Annotated in this window: 18 protein-coding genes and 2 pseudogenes; 9 read left to right on the forward strand and 11 right to left on the reverse strand. The window is 72.1% G+C overall.

The window, feature by feature from the left end; genetic code table 11:
• Nucleotide 1: 1 nt before the first annotated feature.
• Nucleotides 2-1,417 (reverse strand): hypothetical protein, encoded by a 1,416-nt coding sequence (locus tag ACGF3I_RS21725; protein ID WP_393134418.1) that lies wholly within the window; start codon nt 1,415-1,417, stop codon nt 2-4.
• Complete coding sequence (locus tag ACGF3I_RS21730; protein WP_393134420.1) at nt 1,414-2,433, reverse strand: hypothetical protein; 1,020 nt, start codon at nt 2,431-2,433, stop codon at nt 1,414-1,416. The genes ACGF3I_RS21725 and ACGF3I_RS21730 overlap by 4 nt, the downstream gene beginning before the upstream one ends.
• A 213-nt stretch (nt 2,434-2,646) precedes the next feature.
• Here ACGF3I_RS21730 and ACGF3I_RS21735 point away from each other — a divergent pair, with 213 nt between their 5' ends.
• Nucleotides 2,647-2,838: a thiomuracin/GE37468 family thiazolyl RiPP peptide gene (locus ACGF3I_RS21735; RefSeq protein WP_393134422.1), complete on the forward strand. Its 192-nt coding sequence runs from the start codon at nt 2,647-2,649 to the stop codon at nt 2,836-2,838.
• A gap of 105 nt (nt 2,839-2,943) precedes the next feature.
• On the opposite strand, the gene ACGF3I_RS21740 is transcribed toward ACGF3I_RS21735, so the two are convergent.
• Nucleotides 2,944-4,560 carry a M48 family metalloprotease gene (locus ACGF3I_RS21740; RefSeq protein ID WP_393134424.1) on the reverse strand — a complete coding sequence of 539 codons (1,617 nt, stop codon included), beginning with the start codon at nt 4,558-4,560 and terminating at the stop codon, nt 2,944-2,946.
• 377 nt (nt 4,561-4,937) lie between these two features.
• On the opposite strand from ACGF3I_RS21740, the gene ACGF3I_RS21745 reads away from it, so the two are divergent.
• The 4 genes from ACGF3I_RS21745 (at nt 4,938) to ACGF3I_RS21760 (ending at nt 9,399) form a co-directional block, all read left to right on the forward strand.
• Nucleotides 4,938-5,603, forward strand: a complete 666-nt coding sequence (locus ACGF3I_RS21745; protein WP_393134426.1) for a hypothetical protein — start codon at nt 4,938-4,940, stop codon at nt 5,601-5,603.
• Between the two features lie 391 nt (nt 5,604-5,994).
• Nucleotides 5,995-7,092 carry an NlpC/P60 family protein gene (locus tag ACGF3I_RS21750; protein WP_393134428.1) on the forward strand — a complete coding sequence of 366 codons (1,098 nt, stop codon included), beginning with the start codon at nt 5,995-5,997 and terminating at the stop codon, nt 7,090-7,092.
• A gap of 5 nt (nt 7,093-7,097) precedes the next feature.
• Nucleotides 7,098-8,018 (forward strand): hypothetical protein, encoded by a 921-nt coding sequence (locus tag ACGF3I_RS21755; protein WP_393134430.1) that lies wholly within the window; start codon nt 7,098-7,100, stop codon nt 8,016-8,018.
• 139 nt (nt 8,019-8,157) lie between these two features.
• Nucleotides 8,158-9,399 carry a glycosyltransferase gene (locus tag ACGF3I_RS21760; protein ID WP_393134467.1) on the forward strand — a complete coding sequence of 414 codons (1,242 nt, stop codon included), beginning with the start codon at nt 8,158-8,160 and terminating at the stop codon, nt 9,397-9,399.
• Here ACGF3I_RS21760 and ACGF3I_RS21765 read toward each other — a convergent pair.
• The 3 genes and pseudogenes from ACGF3I_RS21765 to ACGF3I_RS21775 form a co-directional block, all read right to left on the reverse strand.
• Nucleotides 9,396-9,527 (reverse strand): annotated as a pseudogene (locus ACGF3I_RS21765) (transcriptional regulator); the annotation flags it as partial. The gene ACGF3I_RS21760 and the pseudogene ACGF3I_RS21765 sit on opposite strands and share 4 nt — an antisense overlap.
• A 77-nt stretch (nt 9,528-9,604) precedes the next feature.
• Nucleotides 9,605-12,076, reverse strand: a complete 2,472-nt coding sequence (locus ACGF3I_RS21770; RefSeq protein ID WP_393134432.1) for an MFS transporter — start codon at nt 12,074-12,076, stop codon at nt 9,605-9,607.
• 10 nt (nt 12,077-12,086) lie between these two features.
• Nucleotides 12,087-12,254, reverse strand: coding sequence for a hypothetical protein (locus ACGF3I_RS21775; protein ID WP_393134434.1), 168 nt, complete (start codon nt 12,252-12,254; stop codon nt 12,087-12,089).
• A 234-nt stretch (nt 12,255-12,488) separates the two neighbouring features.
• Between ACGF3I_RS21775 and ACGF3I_RS21780 the strand changes: the two genes are divergently transcribed.
• The gene (locus ACGF3I_RS21780; protein ID WP_393134436.1) at nt 12,489-13,202 is read left to right on the forward strand and encodes a family 16 glycosylhydrolase; all 714 of its coding nucleotides are present in this window, start codon (nt 12,489-12,491) and stop codon (nt 13,200-13,202) included.
• Here ACGF3I_RS21780 and ACGF3I_RS21785 read toward each other — a convergent pair.
• The gene (locus ACGF3I_RS21785) at nt 13,193-13,465 is read right to left on the reverse strand and encodes a hypothetical protein (protein ID WP_393134438.1); all 273 of its coding nucleotides are present in this window, start codon (nt 13,463-13,465) and stop codon (nt 13,193-13,195) included. The two genes, ACGF3I_RS21780 and ACGF3I_RS21785, sit on opposite strands and share 10 nt — an antisense overlap.
• Before the next feature lie 189 nt (nt 13,466-13,654).
• On the opposite strand from ACGF3I_RS21785, the gene ACGF3I_RS21790 reads away from it, so the two are divergent.
• Entirely contained in the window at nt 13,655-14,545 is an 891-nt protein-coding gene (locus tag ACGF3I_RS21790) for an SDR family oxidoreductase (protein ID WP_393134440.1), read from the forward strand.
• Between the two features lie 92 nt (nt 14,546-14,637).
• Here the strand turns inward: ACGF3I_RS21790 and ACGF3I_RS21795 are convergent, their stop codons facing one another.
• Nucleotides 14,638-16,689: a hypothetical protein gene (locus ACGF3I_RS21795; RefSeq protein WP_393134442.1), complete on the reverse strand. Its 2,052-nt coding sequence runs from the start codon at nt 16,687-16,689 to the stop codon at nt 14,638-14,640.
• 46 nt (nt 16,690-16,735) lie between these two features.
• Nucleotides 16,736-17,419, reverse strand: a complete 684-nt coding sequence (locus ACGF3I_RS21800) for a DUF6629 family protein (protein WP_393134444.1) — start codon at nt 17,417-17,419, stop codon at nt 16,736-16,738.
• Between the two features lie 263 nt (nt 17,420-17,682).
• Between ACGF3I_RS21800 and ACGF3I_RS21805 the strand changes: the two genes are divergently transcribed.
• Together ACGF3I_RS21805 and ACGF3I_RS21810 are read left to right on the forward strand one after the other, a co-directional pair.
• Nucleotides 17,683-18,207: a hypothetical protein gene (locus ACGF3I_RS21805; protein WP_393134446.1), complete on the forward strand. Its 525-nt coding sequence runs from the start codon at nt 17,683-17,685 to the stop codon at nt 18,205-18,207.
• 224 nt (nt 18,208-18,431) lie between these two features.
• Nucleotides 18,432-19,670, forward strand: a complete 1,239-nt coding sequence (locus ACGF3I_RS21810; protein WP_393134448.1) for an aromatic acid exporter family protein — start codon at nt 18,432-18,434, stop codon at nt 19,668-19,670.
• 65 nt (nt 19,671-19,735) lie between these two features.
• On the opposite strand, the gene ACGF3I_RS21815 is transcribed toward ACGF3I_RS21810, so the two are convergent.
• Both ACGF3I_RS21815 and ACGF3I_RS21820 read right to left on the reverse strand, forming a co-directional pair.
• Complete coding sequence (locus ACGF3I_RS21815) at nt 19,736-20,575, reverse strand: NAD(P)H-binding protein (protein ID WP_393134450.1); 840 nt, start codon at nt 20,573-20,575, stop codon at nt 19,736-19,738.
• A gap of 9 nt (nt 20,576-20,584) precedes the next feature.
• Nucleotides 20,585-20,701 (reverse strand): annotated as a pseudogene (locus ACGF3I_RS21820) (transposase); the annotation flags it as partial.

The raw sequence follows: 20,701 nt of genomic DNA on the forward strand, positions 1-20,701 counted from the left end.
ATCAGAACAGCACCGGGAGGCGGAAGGCGGCTGTGGGACGGGCCGCTCCGATGGCCACTTGGAACAGGACGGTCTCCTCGTCGGCGGCCGGTCCGAGGAGGCGCTCGGCGCTGGTGGCGTCATAGCCGTTGTGGACCCGGGCGGACAGCCCGTGGCGCGCCGCGACCACGCACAGCAGGTGGGCCACCGCCCCCGCGACCAGATGCAGTCTGCGGAAGGCGTCCGCGCCGTGGGCCGCGACGGCGGCACCCCGCCGTACGGCGATGTAGGCGGTACATGCCGTCGAGCGGAAGTTCACCGACACCCGGCCCTCGGTCTGCCCGATGCTTTCGAGGAGCGGGAGGGGATCGCCGGTGCTCGTCCGCCGTAGCCGGATCCCGTCGTGCAGGTAGTGGCCCGGGGCGGAGCCGATCACGCGCTGGACCGCCAGATGACAGGTGAAGTCACTGAACGGCGCGTCGGCGAGGGCGACATCGAGATCGGCGAGCAGTGCTCTTGGGGCCGGCGCCGGTACGGGGTCGAACAGCGCGGCGCCGGAGTGGCGGGCGCGCAGCACCGAGGCCAGGTCGGGCGGGGGCCAGGACCGCGCGGCCGGGCGCTCGACGGAGGGCAGGATCTCCAGGTACCCCATGGCGTGTTCACCCTCAGCCGTTGGCGGACGGGCGGCGCAGAGGTCGAGCAGGGTCTCCCGGTCCTGCCCGGCCCGGGTACGCAGGCCGAGGGCGGCGGCGACCAGGTGCACCGCGCCCAGCAGCATTCCGGCCTCCTGGGCGCAGAGTCGGGGGGCGTAGTCACCGTAGAGCTGGGCCGTCGGGGCGAAGTTGGTGGTGATCACGACGAAGCGGGAGTCACCGGGGTTGAGCTGCTGATGGTCCGTCATTGGCGGTGTCAGGAGCGCCAATTGATGATGCATGGGGTCGTAGCGGAAGGCGGCGGTGGGGGTCACCAGGGTGAGTTCGCCGGGGTAGCGGCAGCGCGCGGAGGCCACCGCTCGGTGGTGCGGCCAGCCGCCGGGGGTCAGGTCGTGCTGGAGCAGCCCGTAGGAGTAGTGCAGCAGCGCGGCGAGCACCTCCGGGTCGGCGAGGCTCGCGGGTGTACGCCGGAGCGGCTCCAGGTGGAGCGGTGGCGCCGCCAGGAGATGTCGCGGGCCGGGGGCGCGTGGCGCAGGGTCGACGTCGGGGCGACCCGGCACCGGGGCCCCCGTCGCCAGTCCGGCCGGGATGGCTCTGCGCGAGTACACCGCCTCCGCCCACAGCGACAACGGAAACGGGACCTCGTCCGCCGGGCCCGTCGGCTCCCCGCTGATGGCCCCGGCCCGCGTCTCACCGGGCACACTGACCCGCGCTGGCCCGTCGCCCCGCTCCCCGCTGCCGCCCCTGGTCAGGGTCTCACCGGGCACCCCGGCCCGGGCCGTCACTTCGCCTCCGCGCCGAGGAAGGCGCCGGTGACGAGATCGAGCACCGCGTCCGGGGGCGTCACGGTTGCTTCGGTCCCCTGCTGGTCGGGATGGTCCAGCCCCGCCACCTGCCGCAAGAGGTGCAGACACAACTGGTTGGCGGCCAGGGCGGCGGTCGGACCGCCGAGGTAGGGGCTCGGCGCTGCCGTGGGGGTCGGCTCTGGTGTGCCTGCGACCGTAGGGGACGGGACGGCCAGGGCCGTGCGGCGCTCTCGGTCCGGGAGTGCGGCTGACACACCTTCAGGAACCCGCACCGCGCTGATCGCGACGCGCTCCCCCCGGGCAGTCACCTGCCCGAACCACACCCCCGCCCGCATCGCCAGCGAGCGGGCGCGGTCCGCCGCCTCCGGGTCGTCCACATCAGAGGCGAAGAGCAACACACCCACGCCCGGGACGAGTTGAAGCACATCTTCTTCCAGTTCCTCGAAGCAGAACAACCCTCCTTCGTCCCGGAGCAGCTGCACGCAAGCACGCAACCGAGCCACGTCCGTCGCGGCGCCTGAGGCCATGGACATGTCGTCAAGTCGAAGGCGCACATGGGCCACACCTGAGGCGAGCAGCGCGAGGACCAACGCGCTCGCCAGCCGTCCGGAGCCGGTCACCAGCGGAGCGCACTCGCGGTACCGCTCGAAGCGGTGCTCGGGCGAGTCGGCGCGGCTCGCTATGAAGTCGATCAGCGAGGCGTGCTGGGCGCGGATCCGCGAGCTCAGTCCGTGCGGGAGATCGGTTGCGGCATCCCGTACGAAACCCTCCCTGACCAGCAGTTCCACCAGGGTTCTTACGTGGTGTGCGGCCTGCGGAGGGAGTTCCGCGGTGAGTTGGTCGAGGGTGCTCTGGCCGTCGAGGAACGGGCGGATCCGTTCCAGCCAGGGATAGATTCCGGGCGCCGGCAGGGCCGCTGTGCGACGGGGTCCACTGATGACGACACCCCGCTCGGAGGGCAGGAGATGTGTGTCGGGCAGCAGCCTCGGCCTCATGCCACCTCCGTCGGATACGCCTCGGGGACATCGCTTTCGCAGACGTGAAAGCGCCGGTTGGGGCGGTGTTCACGACCCCTCGGGCGGCCGACACTAACCGAGGAGAATGGTCTAGTCCACCCCCTTCCCACGGTCACACCCGTCACGCTACTGTCCCAACTGGACGTCCGAATAAGCCTGTTGATGCTCCATTGGGATCGAAAGGAGGCTTTGATGAACGAGAACAGCAACAGCTCGCCCTCGCTCGCTGCCGCGGTCGCCGACCTCGCGCTCGACCTCGACCTCGACACGCTGGCCGGGGACGAGCACAGCCGGTCGCTCACCGCAGGTCACGGCATGACGGAGGTGAGCGCTTCCTTCTGCTGCGCTCCGCCGCCGAACTGCTGCAACTGCAGCTGTTCCTAAGGTAGTTGCGCGTGCCGGGCGGGTTGTCGGCCCGGCACGCGCGTCAGCCATACGTACAGCCGGGGAACACACCCACCCGACGGTGCACCGCGCGCGAGCGAACTATCAGTCCCGCTCGGGGACAGCGCCGGCGGCGGGCGCTTCGGCCGGCTCGGTGGCAGGTGCTGTGGCACGGGTGACGGAGGCCGGTGGCTCGGCCGCGAGCAGCTCCCTCAGCGGCGCCGTATCGGGCAGGTCAGCGACGGCCGCGTCGAGCGCGGGCCCCATCGCCCCGGCGGTCTCCGCCGTCAGGGCCTGACGCGGCAGGTCCGACCAGGACAGCTCCCACCGACCCCGCCCCGCGTCCGCGAGTTCGACGCGCACCAGCGCGGCCAGGCCTTCGCGTACCGCGGAGCGAACGGACTCGCGCGCCGCACGGTCACCGTCCTTCGCGGCCTCGGCGTTCCGGGGAAGGCGGTCGGTCAGCGAGGTCCACAGGCGTCCCGCGTCGATCGCGTCGAGGATCCCGGTGAGACCGGGAGCCGCTCCATCGGCGGACGCCGCGCGCCGCAGCGGCTCGGCCGCCTCGCCATGGGCCGCGCGCCCGGCGCTGTGTACGAGGTCTTCCCAGCCCAGCCGCCGCATCGAGGAGGACCCGCCCACCAGCGTGGCGGGTTCGAGCGCGGCGAGCACCGCGACCGGGTCGCGCAGCAGGGTCAGGGCGCCTTCCGCCTTCGGATCGTCGGGGACACCATCGGCGGGCAGCGCTTCGATCCGCCGGACCCGCTCGGCGATCGGCGGGTGGGAGTCGTAGAGCGAGTGCTCCTCTTCGGGCAACTCGGCCCGCAGCACGGCGAGTTCGTCCGCGCGTCCGGGATCGGCCAGGATGTGCCGAAAGCCTCCGTAGAACTCTCCGACGGGCGGCAGCAGCGCCGCGTCCCACCCCACACAGGCGTAGCGCTCGACGTAGAACCCGAAGGCAGCGTGCAGAACCGGCACCTCGCGCAGCGCCGCGGCGGTGGTATCGCGGCCCACGGCACGCGCGGCGGCCAGGTCGGCGGCGATTTCCTGACGTCGTGCCACGGACTGCGACACCCGCATGTAGAACTTGCCGTACGCGAGATACACCTTGGCCATGAACGCCTGGGAGGCGCTGCCCTCCTCCGCTCCCTTGCTCAGGGCGGCAATAGTGCGGAGAACCGCATCGCGGCCTCGCATGGTCAGCCCGGCGAGCCGGGTGTCACGGTTGCTGTAGTGGCCCAGTTCGTGGGCGAGCACGGCGCGCAGCCTCGGCCGGGTCAGACCGACGAGCAGGGGCATGCCGATGTACATGCGCCGGCGTCCGGGGACGAGTCCGAGCAGCCAGGTGCGCTCGGCGACCGCCGCGTTCACCTCGCCGGTGAGGACGACCCGGTGCGGGGGCCGGGTGCCGGTGAGCCGCGCCACGTCATGAATGTCGTCCCAGAGTGCGGGCTGCTCCTCCTCTGTGACGACCAGCCCGGCCTCGCCCTTGCCGCGCCTCTCCCCCGCGCGCAGCGCGAACATGCCCCGGACGATGGGGATGGTCAGCACCAGCGAGAACCCCAGCAGCTTCACCAGGAACCAGGCCGCATGGCCTCCTTCGAAGACCTGGACCGCGACGAAGACGTCGATGCCGATGAGCACGGCGAGTATGGCGCCGCTGATCAGAAAGAACCCGGCGAGCAGCGCCAGGGCGCGCAGAGCACGCAACGACCAGGCCATGAAGAAGGTCCCCCCACAGGACGTGACGAAAGAGGCAGCCCCGGGGTGACCCGCCGGAACGCGGCGGCCACGGTGCCCCCGCCCGGCCGCGAAAGGATCGTAAGCCACGGGCGCGAGCCGTGACCAACGCGTTCTCCGCCCCCCCGGCGCCCCCCGCCACCCTCGTACACGTCGGCCGTCCCGGCGCTCGTTTCGCACGAGGGGTCCCCGGGTGTCCCACGGGTGGCCCACGGGGTGTCGACAGCACCACCTCGGCCCGGTGTTCAGGCCCAGCCGCGCTCCGGTGTTCAGGCCCAGCGACGGGAAGTGCCGCCGACAGCAGAATTCACGTCATCGAGCAGCACCGAAACCCATCACGGGGACTCTGGGGGACAGTCATGAACGAATCCGGCTTCCGGCGCCTGACAGGCTTCGCGGGGATCGCCACCGCGGCGGCCTTCATCATCGAAGTGCCCTTGTACTTCATCTACTCCGGCCCGCCGCCGGCCGCGAACGTGCTGGCCAGGCTACTGATCGGGATCGTGGCGCTGGCCTGCCTGGTCGTCTTCGTGACGGCGTTCCGCGAGCTGATCAAGGCGGCCCGTCCCGGCTACGAGTGGGTCGGCACGCTCGCCTTCGCCACCGGGCTCGTCTACGCGTCGGTCACACTGGTCTCCAGCGGGCTGGAGGCCGGCGCCGTCATCGCCGCCGACCGTCCGATCGACCCCACCATCACGGTGACCGGGACGTACATCCTCTACGGGTCGATCGGCCGTCTCATGCTGGCGCTGTTCCTCACGGCCGTCGGGTACGGGATCTCCCGTACGCGGCTGCTGCCCCGCTGGACCGGCCGCTCCGCCTATGCCCTGGCTGGGATCAACCTGGCGTTCGTGCCGTCCTTGTTCTTCGGCAACACCCCCGCGCACTTCTACGCGGCGAACGGCTGGGGCACCACCGCTCTGATGGGCGCGATCTTCAGCTACTGGCTGCTGGCGCTGGGAATCTCCACCTACCGCAGCGCCACGCGGCGCGTCCGCGTCGCCGAGCCCGCTCTCCAGCGCTGAGCCTCCGCGTCAGTCCACGTGGTGGGCGCGCCGAACCGGCCCGTCCACGTTGTCGGCGGGATCACACCCTCGTATCCGGCCAACCTCTCCGCTCCCCCGGCGCGTTCCATGACGGATGCCGCGACCGCGCCCAGCAGGCGGGTAAGTGGACTCCGTCCCCGCCGTGTTGGTGCGGCCCGGCCGAGTGCGGGACACGAAGCGGCGGGAACCGGCCACCAGGAAGCGGCGAGTTACGGACGTGGGCTGTGACACATGCGACGCTGTCCCGATCGGCCCCGTGTGTGCGGGTAGTGTGTTGAAAGGTCGAACGGATCTCCGTATGACCCGTGTTGGCGCCCTCGCGAGCGGGCGCCGTCCGAGTTCTCGTACGCGACCTCCGAAAGTGGCGCTGATGAATGTGTCGACCGGCGGCAGACAGCTGCGAGGCCGGGCTTCCGCGACAGCCCTGGCCTGCGCGATCGCCCTGATACCCGGGCTGAGTTACGCGGCCCCGCACGCCCCCGGGCCCGACCCGGGCCCCGGCGGTACGCGGTCCATCGAGCAGGTCGGCGCCGAGCTCGACGGCCTCTACCGTCAGGCGGAGGTGGCCACCGAGGCGTACAACACCGCCAACGAGAAGGCGACCGACCAGACCAAGCGCCTGGCCTCGCTGCGTGCCGACCTCACCCGCATCGAGGGCCGCGTCGGCGATCTGCACGCCCTCGCGGGCGCCGCGGCCCGGACGCAGTACCGCGGTGGCTATCTCAACTCCACCGGCGTCCAGTTGCTGCTCGGCGAGCACCCCGATCACGCGCTGGACGATGCCGCCCAGGCCCAGCAGGCCATGCAGAACATCATCAACGTCTCCGAGGCCCAGAAGGCCGCCCGGGCGGAACTCGAAGGCAAGACGGACGCCGCGGCCAAGGACCTCAAAGAGCTGAACCGCACCCTCGCCGACAAGGCGGGGGCGAAGGAGCAGATCGAGAAGAAGATCGCCGACGCCGAGCGCATCGAGGCGGGTCTGCGCAAGGAAGAGACCGACAAGCTGGCCCAGTTGGAGCGGCAGCGCACCGACGAGGCCAAGTCCAAGTGGCCGGTCAGCGGCCCGGGCGGCGGGACGTCGGACAAGGGCGGCGGGGGCACCACGACCTCGGTGAGCGGCGCGGCCGGCAAGGCCCTCGCCTTCGCCATGGACCAGATAGGCAAGCCCTACGTGTGGGGCGCGGTGGGCCCCTCGTCGTTCGACTGCTCCGGGCTCACCTCCACGGCCTGGGCGGCGGCCGGGCATCCCATCCCCCGCACCTCGCAGGCGCAGTGGCACGGGCTGACCCGCGTCAGCCTGTCGTCGGCACAACCGGGCGACCTGATCATCTACTTCAAGGACGCCACGCACGTGGGCATGTACATAGGGGGCGGGCAGATCGTCCACGCTCCCCGGCCGGGACGTACCATCACCACCGCGCCCGCCGCCTCCATGCCCATACTCGGCGTGGTCCGACCAGGAGTCTGAGCCAGATGTCCCACTTGCCGACCCCCCGCGACGGGGCGAACCTGCCCGCGCTCAACGCACCGCCGCTGGTCCGTCTCGACGCCTACGTGGCCGAGGACGGGTCGACCGTCGTCAACGGCCACCTCCTCCAGATGGGAGGTACCCGGCCGCCGAACGAGGCGATCCTCGACGCCGTCGCCATGTTCGCCCGCACCCTGGGAGCGCCGGTCGCGGCGACGGTCATCGACCGCACCGTGCAGCAGGTCGCGCGGCTGCGGGTCTACCCCGACGGTTCCAGCCGGACGATCGGCGAGGAGGACGACCTGCCGCCCGGCCGCGAGCGCATCGCCGCCGAGGAGGAGGCGTTCCCTCCGCTGGCCCGCGTCGAGCGGATCATCCAGCACGCACAGCGGGAGGAGCTGCACGCCGCGTACGTCCTGGCCAGTGCGTTGCGCGAACATCTGACGCTGCGCCGGGGCGTGGAGGACGACCTCTCGCTCGAAGCGCGGGCGATCGAGGCGTACATGGCGTACCTGCGCGAGGACTACACGGTCTCGACCGTGCTCGCGCTGACCGTCGCCCGGGTGCGCTGCCGGACCGATCTGCAACGGGCCGCGCCGGAGGTGGCCCGGGCCACCGCGGCATGGCAGCGGCTGTGGGACGAGGGCCAGGTGGTGACCCGCGGACAGGAGCTCCTGAACATGTGGGAGCGCCTGCTCTCCGAGGGCCTCGTCCAGCACTCCTCCCACCAGGCCATGGCACACGCCGTACGGACCCGTCTCGAACGGGGCAGCCAGTACCTCGCCTCGCCCTCCTCCCCTCCGGCGGCCGCCCTGACCGCGGCGCCCGCACCGGCCGCTCCGGCCGCACCGGAGGACAAGCCGCTCAAACCCACGCGCAGAGGGCTGCAGCGCTTCACCAGGCGGGCCCGCCGCACCACCGATTGAGCCCTCGACGGCGGGACGCCGCTGGAGTTGACGTTCCGTCAGATGGCATGCACGAGCGGTCTGTTGCCCCGTCAACGGGTGTGGCTCCGGGTGGTCCGTCGGGCCGGACGGCATACTGGTGGCCGTGCGAGTAGCGATCATGACGGTCGGTTCACGAGGCGATGTGGCGCCCTACGCCGGACTTGCGGACGGGCTGGTGCGGGGCGGGCACGACGTCACCGTGGTGACCCATGCCCGGTTCGAGCCCCTGGTGGCGAAGTCGTCGATCCGGTTCCATCCGCTTCCCATCGACCCGCACGCCGAACTGCACGGCGCGCGCGGGCAGGCACTGCACCGCAGCAGGACGGGGCCGGGCAAGCTCGCCCGGGTGCTGGCGATGGCCAGGACGCTCGCCGGGGAGATGGCCGACGACCTGCTCCAGGCGGCGCGGGCCGCCGACATGCTGCTGCTCGCCGGCTCGGTGGCACCGCTCGGCTGTGTCATCGCCGAGGGACTGCGGCTGCCCAGCATCGGGCTCCATCTCCAACCCCTGCACCCGACCGCCGAGTTCGTGCCGCCCATGGTCGGCGTCGGCAGCTGGGGCGGGCCGGTCAACCGGGCGGCCGGAAACGGCGTGCACCTGGCCCTGGCGCATGTCTACGGTCCGGCGGCCCAGGAGGTGCAGCGGCGTCTGGGCGTCCCCCTGCGCGGGCTGCGGACGCAGCACCGTGAACGCGAGCGTGGCCGCTGGCCCGTTCTGCACGGCTACAGCCCGCTCGTCGTGCCCCGCCCACGCGACTGGCGTCCGGGGCTGGACGCGACGGGCTACTGGTGGCCCCGCGTGCCCGATCCCCAACTCCCGCACCGGCTGAGCGACTTCCTCGCCGCGGGCCCGCCTCCGGTGTTCGTCGGACTCGGCAGCGCCACGGTGCCGGACCCGGTCGCGGTCTCGGGCGAGATCGTGCGCGCCCTGCGTGCGGCGGGACTGCGCGGTGTCCTTCAGGAGGGCTGGGCCGGGCTGCACGCGGACGACGACGACATCATCACCATCGGAGACGTCCCGCACAGCGAGCTGTTCCCGCATCTGGCGGCGGTCGTGCACCACGCCGGGGCCGGGACCACCGGGGCCGGGCTGCGGGCCGGGGTTCCCGTGGTACCGGTACCGGTGCAGTTCGACGCCACGTTCTGGGCGGACCGTCTGGTACGGCTCGGTGTCGCGCCCCGCGCCCTGCCGCTGCGACAGCTCACCGCCGCCAGGCTGGCCGAGTCCCTCGGAGAAGCCACGGGCAACCCGGCCTACCGTCTGCGCGCCCGGCGGCTGGCGGAGCGCATGGCGGCGGAGGACGGCGTGGCACCGGTGCTGGACGCGGTCAACAGGGCTGCCCGGCACGGAAGTTGTTAGCGCTCCGCGGTGGGCCTCGGGTGCCGGGTGACGTGCAGGCTGCCCAGCAGGGAGAGCGCTTCGGCGCTCGGGCTGCCGGGTGCGGCCTGGTAGACCACGAGCTGCTGGCCCGGTGCCCCGCGCACGTCGTGACACCCAGGCACACTCCGGCCCTTTCGGGCCCGCTGTCCGGAGACGCTTCTTGGCCCCGGAGTCCGCACGATTCCTAGCCCGGCAGGGTGGAGGAGGCGGCCGGGGCGGCGAGGCTTCGCCGCTTCTCGGTCGTCAAGCCCCCGGCCAGCGCCGCGAGCACCAGGGCCGTGATCGACATGTACAGGGTGACGGGATCGCCACCCCTGGATTCCGACCCCGTCCTCGTGCTGAGCAGAGCCACGGTGGCCGTAACGCCCAACTGCTGGACCACGAGGGCGAGCGCGGCGCGGCCGCCGCAGTCGCGCGGGGTGATGCCTTCGATGACGGCCGAGTACAGCACGCTGCCGGCCGTGCCCAGTCCGATGCCGAGACAGATCATGCCGGGCAGGGACGCGCCCAGGGAGCCCGCGCCCAGGTGCAGCAGCAGGACGCCGACCGCCGCGAGCAGCGGCCCCGCCACCCCTACGGGACCGCCGGCGAGGCGCGGCACCAGACGGTGGGCGAGGAGCCGGGAGCCGATGAGGAACGAACCGGTCAGGACCACGAACATGACCATGGTGCCCGCGTCGTACCCGGACCACAGGAAGCCGTCGAGCTGCGGCAGCGCGAGTTTCAGGCCGAGCCCGGTGAAGAACAGGGCGAGCAGTGCGCCGCCGCGCCCGCGGCCCCCGGTGTCGTACACCGGCAGGATCGCAGCGCGCGCGGTGTTCGCCTGGCGCCAGAAGAAGCCCGCGAGCAGAAGGACACCGGCGACGAGACACAGCGCTATTGGCGGGCTTTCCCAGCCGGCCAGCGGTGACCTGTCGACGGCGAACACGACGGCCCCGACCCCGAGGGTGCCCAGGAGCGTGCCCAGGGCGTCGAACCCGCTCGACGCACGGTCCGGCAGGTCGCGGACCAGGGCGGCCGTGCCGATGAGCGCGATGACGGCCACCAGGGCGACGGCCAGGAGGTACACCCGCCACGACAGGTACTGGGCGAGCGGCACCGCGAGGAACAGGCCGATGGCCGGACCGCCCAGTGCGGCCACCGAGTAGACCCCGAGGGCCCTGAGGCGCGCCCTGGGCTCGGTGAAGTGGACGGCTACGAGACCGAACGAGGCCGGCGTGCTCAGCGCGGCAAAGGCACCCTGGACGATATAGGCCCAGAGCATCATGTCCGGGCCGGGGGCCAGAGCCTGGACCGCGGTCGCGAGGGCGAAGCCCGTCAGGCCGATGAGCAGCGTGGTCCGGCGGCCCACGAGGTCGGCGAGGTGACCGCCGACGAACAGCAGCGCGCCGAAGGCCACGAAGTGACCGGTCACCATCCATTCTCTGGACGACGCGTCCGTACCCAGGTCGCGCAGGGCGTTGTACAGCAGCACGGTGGTGGTCAACGAGGCCATGGTCACGGCCAGTTGAGCGAGTGAGGCCATCGCGAGCGCCCAGCCGCGCCGAAGGCGCGGGCCACCGCCGTCCCCCGCCGGGGTCCCGGTCAGGGCACCGGGCGCCACCGACGGACCGTGACCGGGCGCGGGACCGAAGCCTCCCGGGGCGGTGGGTGCGTAGGCGGGCGGTGCGTGGGGAGGCGGCGTCAGGGGGTACGAGGTGGCCTGAGCGCCCGCGGGGGCGGCCGGGCTGCGCGGGTCGGGCCGCGGGCCGCGGTGCTCGGGGGTGAAGTCCAGGAGCTCCGCGGCCTTCCGCCCCAGCTGGGCGAGGACCGGGCCCGGCAGCCATTCCTCGGCCCGGTCCGTCTGCGTGCGCGCGACCACATCAGCGGGCGTCGGCCGGGCCGCCGGGTCCTTGGCCAGACACTCGCGCACGAGGTCGACGAGCGAGTCCGGTACGCCGGTGAGGTCCGCCTCCTCCTCGGCGATCCTGAAGAGGTGGGCGTTGAGTCCGGTGTCGGTGGCGCCGAAGAGGAGACGGCCGGTGGCCGCGTAAACGAGGACCGCGCCGAGGCAGAACACGTCGCTGGCGGCGGTGAGTTCATGACCTCGCACCTGTTCGGGGGACATGAACCCGGGCGAGCCGATCAGCATGCCGGTGCGGGTGAGCAGGCTGTCCCCGCCGATGCTCGTCAGCGCGCGGGCGATGCCGAAGTCGATGACACGGGGTCCGTCCACGGTGACGAGGACGTTGGACGGCTTGAGGTCGCGGTGGATCAGCCAGGCGCCGTGCACGGCCTGCAGCGCGAGGGCCAGGCGGTTGGCGAGGGTGTGGACCGAGTGCTCGGGCAGCGGCCCGAAGTGCTTGCCGACCACGGTGGCCAGATCCGGTCCCGGGATGTACTGGGTGGCGACCCAGGGCACGGCCGCCTCGGTGTCGGCGTCCAGGACGGCGGCCGTCCAGTCTCCGCCCACCCGTCGCGCGGCGGCGACCTCACGCGTGAACCGCCGGCGGAATTCGGGGTGATGGGCGTGTTCGGCCTGCACGGTCTTCACCGCGACCGTACGGCCGAGGTCGGATCGGCCCAGATAGACGAGGCCCATTCCGCCTTCGCCGAGACGGGCGATCAGACGGTAGGGGCCGATGTGAGTGGGGTCGTGCCCCGTCAGCTGTTCCACGGCGGCGGGATCAGCCCTTCACGCCGTGGGGCACGAACGCCCCGGTGGTGAAGCCGAGTTGGATGATCGGCGACCACGTGGTCGAACCCCTCGCGTCCAAGAAGCCGCGCCGGGCGGCGGGTGGGGCGGCCGTGGTCGGTCGATCGGTGCGAGTGGGCTCGATCTCGTCCTTGCTCATAACGATGGTCCCCCGAAGTGACGATGCGCGGCGATCCGAAGATCCGGCAATTATCCAAGCACGCGCGGCGATGTGGGGTGACCGATTCCAGCCGGGCCGCAGCGAGCGGTGTGCCATGCGCACTCTTGTCAGCCGCTCGACACACCACCTACCGTCGTGGCACGCCCGGCCGTGGGACCGCTCCCACGGCCTCAGGTCTTCCGAGCCGAGGGAGCCACGATGTTCTCCGCACGTGTGAGATCCCCCCGATGGATCGGCACGGCGCTCGCCGCCCTGTCGATGCTCCTGCTGGCACAACCACCCGCGCACGCCTCGTCCTGGGGTTCGCCCCAGACGGTCAACTCGTGGAACGTCATCAACGGACGCTGGACGGCCAACCACGAGTTGGAGACCTACACCCCCGACTGCGTCTGGTACGAGGGCAGCACGCTGATCATCAAGACCTACAACGCCGGTGGCGGACAGTACCGTTCGGGCCGCGTCGAGTCCAAGGCCCTTTACGGGTACGGCACTTACAGCTTCACCGCGAGCATACCGAACGGGCGCGGGCTGCTCCCCGCGGTGTGGGGCGCCTACCTCAACCCCTGGCTTCCCGAGATGGACGCCGCCGAGATCGTGGGGCAGAACCCGACCGCCGTCTACCAGACGTTCCACGACACGAACAACGCCCAGACCCAGTGGGTGCGCAACAACGCCTCGGCCTGGACGAACAGCTTCCACACCTACGCGTACTCCTGGTGGCCCGACCACATCGACTTCTGGGTGGACGGCGCCTTCACCGGCACCAAGTGGTACACCACACCACCCGGCACCGGCATGCACTTCATCGTCAACACCGCGGTGGGCGGCGACTGGCCGGGCAACCCCGACGCCTCCACCTGGGCCACCGCCGACGGCGCCCGCTACCTCAAGGTCTCCGCGATCACCTACACGCCCTACTACCCCTGAGCGCCCCCGGCCGCTTCGCGCACCCGTGCCTCCACGTCCTGCCGGGACTCGCCCTGCCGCTCGGCGTACGCGGCGACCGCGGCCTGAACGTCGCGGGCCAGATCGCGCCAGGCCCGCCAAGCGGTCTCGTACGTCTGGGACTGCCGCGCGGACCAGGGCCGCGGCCCGGGCGGACCGTACTGCTCCCTCAGCTGCTCCGCCTGGGCGTGCGCCGTGTCGGCCGTACGCTGCATCTCGACCAGTTCTTCGAAAGTGTGGGCCACGGCCGCCGATCATAGGACGGCCGCGGACGATCCCGGACGCGACCCGCAGGGCGGCCCGATTCTTCCCCCGACACCCGGGACCGAACGTGTCGTCCGGGCCTGACCAGCGCGTTTGCCGCGCACCAGGCTGACGGGCGCGGGGCGGACTATGGTCGGTGGGAAGAGGTCGCCCAGTGTGGAGGGACCGCCATGGGCCGGGTACGAGGGCTGGACGGCCGTACGGCCGTCGTCACCGGGGCGGCCCGGGGCATAGGCGCGGCGCTGGCGCGTGAGCTGGCCGGGCGTGGGATGCGGGTGGCCCTGCTGGACCTTGAGGGCGAGAGTCTGCGGGACGTCGCGCGCGAGCTGGCGGTGCCGACCTGCTGCGTCGAGGTGGACGTCACGGACGAGGCGGCGATGGAGCGCGCGGCCGTCACGGTGGAGGAGACGCTGGGGGCCCCGTCGGTCGTGGTGGCCAACGCGGGCGTCGCCGAGGGCGGCCCGTTCGCGACGTGCGACCCGGCGACCTGGCGGCGCGTCATCGACGTCAACCTGTCCGGCAGCGCCACCACGGCCCGGGTGTTCCTGCCGGCCCTGCTGCGCAACCGGGGCTACTACCTGCAGATCGCCTCCACCGCCGCGTTCGGCTCGGTGCCCCTGATGAGCGCGTACTGCGCATCGAAGGCCGGCGTCGAGGCGTTCGCCCAGTCCCTGCGCGCCGAGCTGGAGCCGCAGGGGACCGCGGTGGGCATCGCGTACCTGCACTGGACGGACACCGAGATGATCCGCGACGCCGACCGGCACACGGCCCTGCGCGAGCTGCGCGCCCACATGCCGCCCGGCGCCCGGCGGACCTACCCGGCGACCAGCGTCGCCGCCTGGATCGCCCGGGGTGTGGACCGTCGCCGCGCCACCGTCTACGCGCCGCCGTGGCTGCGCTGCGCCCAGCCCCTGCGGCCGCTGTTCCCGCCGGCCGTCACCGCCGTCTCCCGCTGGGCCCTGCCGCGCCTGGCCGAGCGCGGCCCGGTGCCGCCGACCGGGCTGCTCGGGCCCGGGGGTGAGGCCGCCGGGCCCGCTGGGCGCCCACCTGCGCAGGGCTGATCCCGTTCCCGCCGCCGCGACGAGCGGCGCGTACACGTTCAGCAACACCCCGCGTCACCGGACTCGGGGGCGCCGCGGGCGGGCCGGGGGCATCAGCGGCCCCGGAGCGCCTCGGTGCCGAGCGCGTCGCGCAGGTCCTGGAGGGCGGTGACGAGGGTCTGGCCCGCCTGGTTGACGGGGGTCAGCCGGTCCACGACGGCGCGGCTGCGGACGGTGTCCTCCGCGTTGATGCGCTCCATGATCTGGCCCAGGGTCGCCTGGAGCCGCGTCTGGTGCTGGAGATGGTGGTGGTCCACCGTGTCGATCAGGAGCCGGCCCTGCGCCTGGGTGACGTCCTCGAAGGCTCCGCGCACCTGTTTCACCTGCTCGTCAATCATGTCCTTGCGCTCCTGGCGCGCCTTCTGGACCTTGGACTCGCGGTCCTTGAGGAGGTCCGTGACCTTGGCGATGGCGATGGCCGCGAGGACGGCGGCGCCGGCCGGTACCGCGATGGTGGCGAGGCTGAGGGTGGTGGTCAGCCAGACGGCGCCGGCGGCGATGGGGCTGGCGACCCCGAGCGTGCTCGCCGCGGCCTGCACCATGCCGTAGGCGGTCAGGGGCTGGCGGTCGTCCGTCCGCAGCGGGAAGTAACTGGTGTCCAGCGGCTCGGGCGTGACCAGCTGGGAACCGGTGTCCACGCCGAGGTCCGCGCGCAGCAGTTGTCTGGCGCTCGCGTCGAGCGCGGTCAACTCGCGCTGCCACAGGGTCGCGGGGCCCGTGGGAGACGTCATCCACTGGCTGAACAGCTCGACTTGGCGCACATCGACCTCGTTGGCGTGTTCGGCGCTCAGGTTGCCGCCGTCGATCAACGCGTCGAGGTGCTCGTGCAGTTCGTCGGCCAGGGCACCGAACGGGCCGCGTGCGGTACGGATGCGGCGCTGGAGCTCGCGGCCGAGTTCGCTGCGGATGCGGTCGAGGGAGCGTTCCGCGCCCGTGATGCGTTCCCGCAGGCGGGCCTGCTGGATCTCCAGGTCCTCCACCGCGAGCTGGTGGGTGTCGAGCATGTCGGAGAGCCGGCGCTGGCGCCTGCGCATCAACCACCGTGCTTCGTCGGCCACTTGACGCAGATGGACGTGGCCCGCGCCGGATTCCATCAGACCGCGCAGGTGCTCGCGCAGGAACTCCATGCCGCTGAGCCGGGCCAGCGTGCCGCCGTCCTCGCCCCGGCCGGCCTTGAAGTCCGCCTCGGCCTCCCAGGCGGCCGACACCGGCAGGAAGCCCTCTCCGATGAACTGCCCGCCGCGCGTGCCGAAGTGTGTTCGCAGGTAGTCGTTGTTGGTGGACAGGACGCTCTTCCAGGCGGCCATGCCCTGCTCGCGCTGGGTGGCCAGGTCGATCCCCGTGAGGACCCACAGCACCCGCTTGTTGCCGCTGCTCTGCATGTGGTGGGCGTAGAGGTCACGGATGAGCTGGAGTTCGTTGGCGGTCAGTGCAGAGGTGGCCTGGCTCACGTAGACGAAGCAGTCGGCCTTGGCCCACGCCTCGCGCATGATGACCTCGTGCTCCGCGATCGGCGACTCGGAGCCGGGCAGGTCGAACAGCTTCACCGGCAGCCGGGCGTCCCTGATGACGACCTCGATCGATTCGACGCGCCGGTTGATGTGCTCGCGGCGGCGGTTGGTGACGACGCCGTCCACCGCTCCGTAGGCCGCGACCACCGCGGGCAGCAGGTCCGACCCGACTTCCTCCGTGGCGCCACCCGCGAACGTGGCGCGCAGCAGCGCCCGGCCCTGGCCCTCCGCCACCTCGTCCCCCGCCGGAATGACGGTGCACGGACAGGCCGTGGTGGGGCTGGCGGAGGACGGGAGGATGCCGACGTACTCGGCCGAGGCCATGCCGTCCTCGTCGGTGATGGGCACGTATTCGAGGCCGCCCTGCAACCCGCTGATCAGGAAGCTCTTGCCCGACGACTGACGTCCGAGCAGCGCCACGTTGAGCATGGACGACAGGGCCCGGGTGCGCAGCGCCTCGATGCGGACGACGTCGTCGGCCAGACCTTCGGCCTCCGGAAGGAACGCCCGCGCCCCGTCCTCGTCCGCCAGCCAGCGCTCGCAGCGGGTCAGCAGGTGCTTGAGTTCGTCCCTGGCTTCCTCGACGGGCATCATGCCGTACTTCTACCGCAGGACGCGGCCGGGCACCCCCCTCTTCACATCAACTCCTCTTGATGTGACCAGAGTTGCTGCCCGGTACGCGCTCGGTGCCGACAGGCCCGCCGCGGTCGGCGTCCTGCCGGACCGCCCGCACCAGCAACACCACCGAACAGACGGCGGCCCATGCACACCACGTCGAGACGTACTCCTGCCGCCACAGGGCGAAGGACACCACGGCCCCGACGCCGACCAGCACCCCGAGGAGGACCAGGCCGCGGTCGCCGGACAGGAGCAGGGAGCCGATGGTGGCGAGGAGGTAGCCGGCGATGACGAGCCCGGCGTGCGGCAGCCCCACCGAGTACCCGACGGTGTGTCCGCGGATCTCGGCCGTCACGGTCCGGGTGGCCAGCGCGTACCCGAGCACCGCCGCGGTCGCGGCGCCGGCCGCCAGCGGGAGGAGCAGCCGGCGGCGGGCGTCGGTGGGCGCGGCGCACAGCACGGCCGCGGGCACCCAGAGCGCCAGGAGCGGGAGCGCGACGACGGCCCAGGCGAGGGTGGCGGCTCCGGCGCCGCCGCCCTGATGCCAGACCGCCGCCTCGATGATCTGGTGGGCGCCCAGCACCACGGGCAGCGCCGCGATCGGCACCTCACGGGGGCGGCGGCGGACCGCCGCCGTGACCGCGGCGGCTCCCACCGCGGTGATGGCGGTACCCGCGATGAGGTCGGCCGTCGCACTCCAGCACATGGCGCTCACGCTAAGGCCGCCCGGCGTACCGAGCGCGCCGGACGCTCCGCCGCCCCCCTGATCGGGGCGGCCAGGGGGGCGCGGATGCCGGCCCGACCCAGTGGCGGCGAGCCCGGCCGGAAAGGTGCTCGCCCAGCCGGCCTTCTCGTGGCAGCGTGTCCGCCTGAACGGTCCTCGCGCACCAAGTCCGCCGCCCCGCAGGGGAGATGAGGACACGCCGCACCCCCTTCCCTGCGCCCCGGCCGGTAGTGGATGATCCGCGCATGACACAGCAGAGACCCGAAGCAGTGCCTCCGGCCGACGTCGCCATCGCCTATGTGAGGGCGCTTGGCGATCGGATGGTGGCCGACGGCTGCCGGGCGACCACGGCCACCTGGCACAACCACCCGGTGCTGCTCGGCAGCCGGTCGGACCGCAAGGCGCGGTGGTTCGGCACCAAGAGCGAGCTGTTCGTCCTGGCCGCCGCCGTCCCCGCCGTCGACGAGGCCGCGCTGGTCGACTTCACCAAATGGGCGATGGCCTACGCGTCGAGCCTGCGCAGCGGAATCGGCGGTGCCCGCAATGCCGCGATGGTGCTGCCGGCCCTGGTCAGCACCCAGGTGGCGGCTTCCGCGCGGGAGTGGGCGACGAAGGACGCCCGCGTGCTCGGCACTTCCGTGATCGGCCGCCCCATCACGGTGGAGGCGGGCTCCGGGGTCACCCGGGTCACGATGTACCGGGGCGGGTCGGTGTACGGCGGGATGTTCACCCGCCATGTGCTGGAGAAGGCGGCGCTCTACTTCTCGTGAAGGAGCCCGCCGGACGCTCTGCACCCGGACCTTCCAGGGCGTCCGCCTGCCGGCCGCCCTGACCGTCCGGCCGACACCGTGGTCCGTCGTCTGTTGGGTCGACGCTCCTGACCGTCCGCCGGCCCTTGTCCCTACGCCTTTGTCCGTACACCCCTGACACCCCCGTCCGTACACCCCCGCGTGTACACCCCTGCGTGTGAATCGCGCTGAGAGGGAAGGGGTGCATGGTGCGGGAGTTCACTCATCCTCTGTTCGACCTTGCGCGCCGCCGTCGTGAGCCGGCGGTGGTGCAGACCCTGCGTTCCACCGCGGCGGCCGTCATCTCCTATGTGGTCGCCCTCCAACTGAGCAGCGAACCGGCGCCGCTGACCGCGCCCCTGACGGCCCTGCTCGTCGTGCAGGTCACCCTCTACACCACGCTGGTCACGGCCGTACGCAGGGTGAACTCCGTCGTCGTGGGCGTACTGCTCGCCGTCGGGTTCAGTTCCCTCGTGGGCCTGACGTGGTGGAGTCTCGGGCTGATCATCCTGGCCGCGCTGGTGGTCGGGCGGTTCGTCAAGGTTGGTGAGTTCGTCCCCGAGGTGGCGATCAGCGCGATGCTGGTCCTGGGGGTGACCCGTGTCTCGGCGACCGCGTGGGACCGGGTGCTCGAGACGCTCATCGGTGCCGGCGTCGGAATGCTGTTCAACATGCTGCTGGCCCCGCCCGTGTGGGTGGACTCCGCGGGCGGGGCCATCGAGGAGCTGGCCGCGCGGATGCGCCGCCTGCTGACGGATCTGGGCGACGAGGTGGGTGGCCACACTCCGGTGGCCCGCGCTGCCGCCCGGCTCCACGAGGCGCGGCGGCTGGACCACGACATCACCCAGGTGGACGTGTCCCTGCGGCAGGCCGAGGACAGTCTGCGACTCAACCCGCGCGTCAAGGAGGGGCTGCTGTCGCGGGTGGTACTGCGCACAGGACTGGACACCCTGGAGATCTCGGCGGTCGTGCTGCGCGTCGTGTGCCGCTCGCTCACCGACCTCGCGAAGGAGCGCACGGACGAGCACCTCTTCGAGCCGGACGTGGGACGGGCGCTGCGGGACGTCTTCGAGCACTTGGCGCGGGCCGTCGAGAGCTTCGCCGTGCTGATCACCACGCAGGTCAGCACCAATGCCGAGGAGGCCGAGGAGCGTCTCACGGCCGAGCTGACGGCGGGCCGGGCCAGCCGCGACCGGGTCGCCGACCTGCTGCTCGCGCAGGTGCAGCGACACCCCCGGCAGTGGCAGCTGCACGGGGCGCTGCTCGCCGAGGTCGACCGGATCCTCGACGAACTCGATGTGGAGAAGCGCTCACAGCGCCTGGTCGAGGAGCTGGACCGGCAGTCCCGCGAGCAGGGCCGGCGCTTTCGCCATGTGCACCGCCTGCGCGACCGCGTCCGTCACATCATGCGGCTGCCCGAGCCGGAGGAGCGGCGCGGCCGGTAGGCGCGGGGGCTCCCGGCCCGTACGGCCGCGCCCGCGCTACGCGGCAGGTCGTCGCGCCCTCTTGGTCAGCGGAAGGCCTCCACGTTCCGCGTGACCCATGCGCCGAACGGGCGCGGGGCGCGGCCAAGGACTCGTTCCACGTCCGGGCTGATGCGCAGTTCGGCCGGGTTGGGGGCGGAGATGATGTCCAGGGTGTCGTCGGCGAGTTCCGCCGGTACGAAGCGCGTCATGCCGAACTTGGCCTCCTCGCGCGTGAGTTCCTCGAACCGCACCGGCGAGCCGATCGCTTCGGCGATCGCCTCCGCCTGCTCGCGCGGCGTGATGACCGCCGGCCCGGTCAGCTCGTACACCCCGCCGTTGTGCCGCTCGTCCAGAAGGCAGGCCGCCGCCACCTCGGCGATGTCGGCGGGGTCCACCACCGGCACCCCCACGTCGCCGAAGGGCGCGGCGACGGTGCGCCGGGTACGGACGGACTCCGCCCAGGCCAGCGCGTTCGAGGCGAAGCCGCCCGGGCGCACCACGGCCCACTCGAGACCCGATGTGCGCAACGCGTCCTCCAGCGCGCGCATCGCGATCCGCGTGGCGCCCCGCGGTCTGGTCGACACACCCTGCGAGGACAACAGGACGACCCTGCGCACCCCTTGGGCCGCGGCCCGCTCGATGATGTCGGCCGGCCTGGCCCCGGGGGCGTGCAGGTCGCCCGAGAGCAGGAGGAACAGCGCCTTCGCTCCCTCCAACGCCGGTGTCAGGCCGACGGGTTGGGCCAGGTCGGCCACTACGTGGCGCGCCCCCTCCGGCACCGCCGCCGCGTTCCGCGACACGGCCGTCACCTGCTCGCCCGCCTCGACGAGGGCCCGCGTCAGGGGTCGTCCCACATTGCCGGTCGCTCCGGTCACCACGATCATGTTCAGCTCCTACTGATCTTTTCGTAAGTTTGGTGGGTGTGGTGGATGGATGGTGAGTCCTGTGTGGGTGAGGAATGACCAGGGGAGTTGTGGGTTGGTGTTGATGCGGTGGATGCCTTGTTCGGT

The organism is Streptomyces sp. NPDC048111 (assembly GCF_043202815.1).
Lineage (GTDB): Bacteria > Actinomycetota > Actinomycetes > Streptomycetales > Streptomycetaceae > Streptomyces.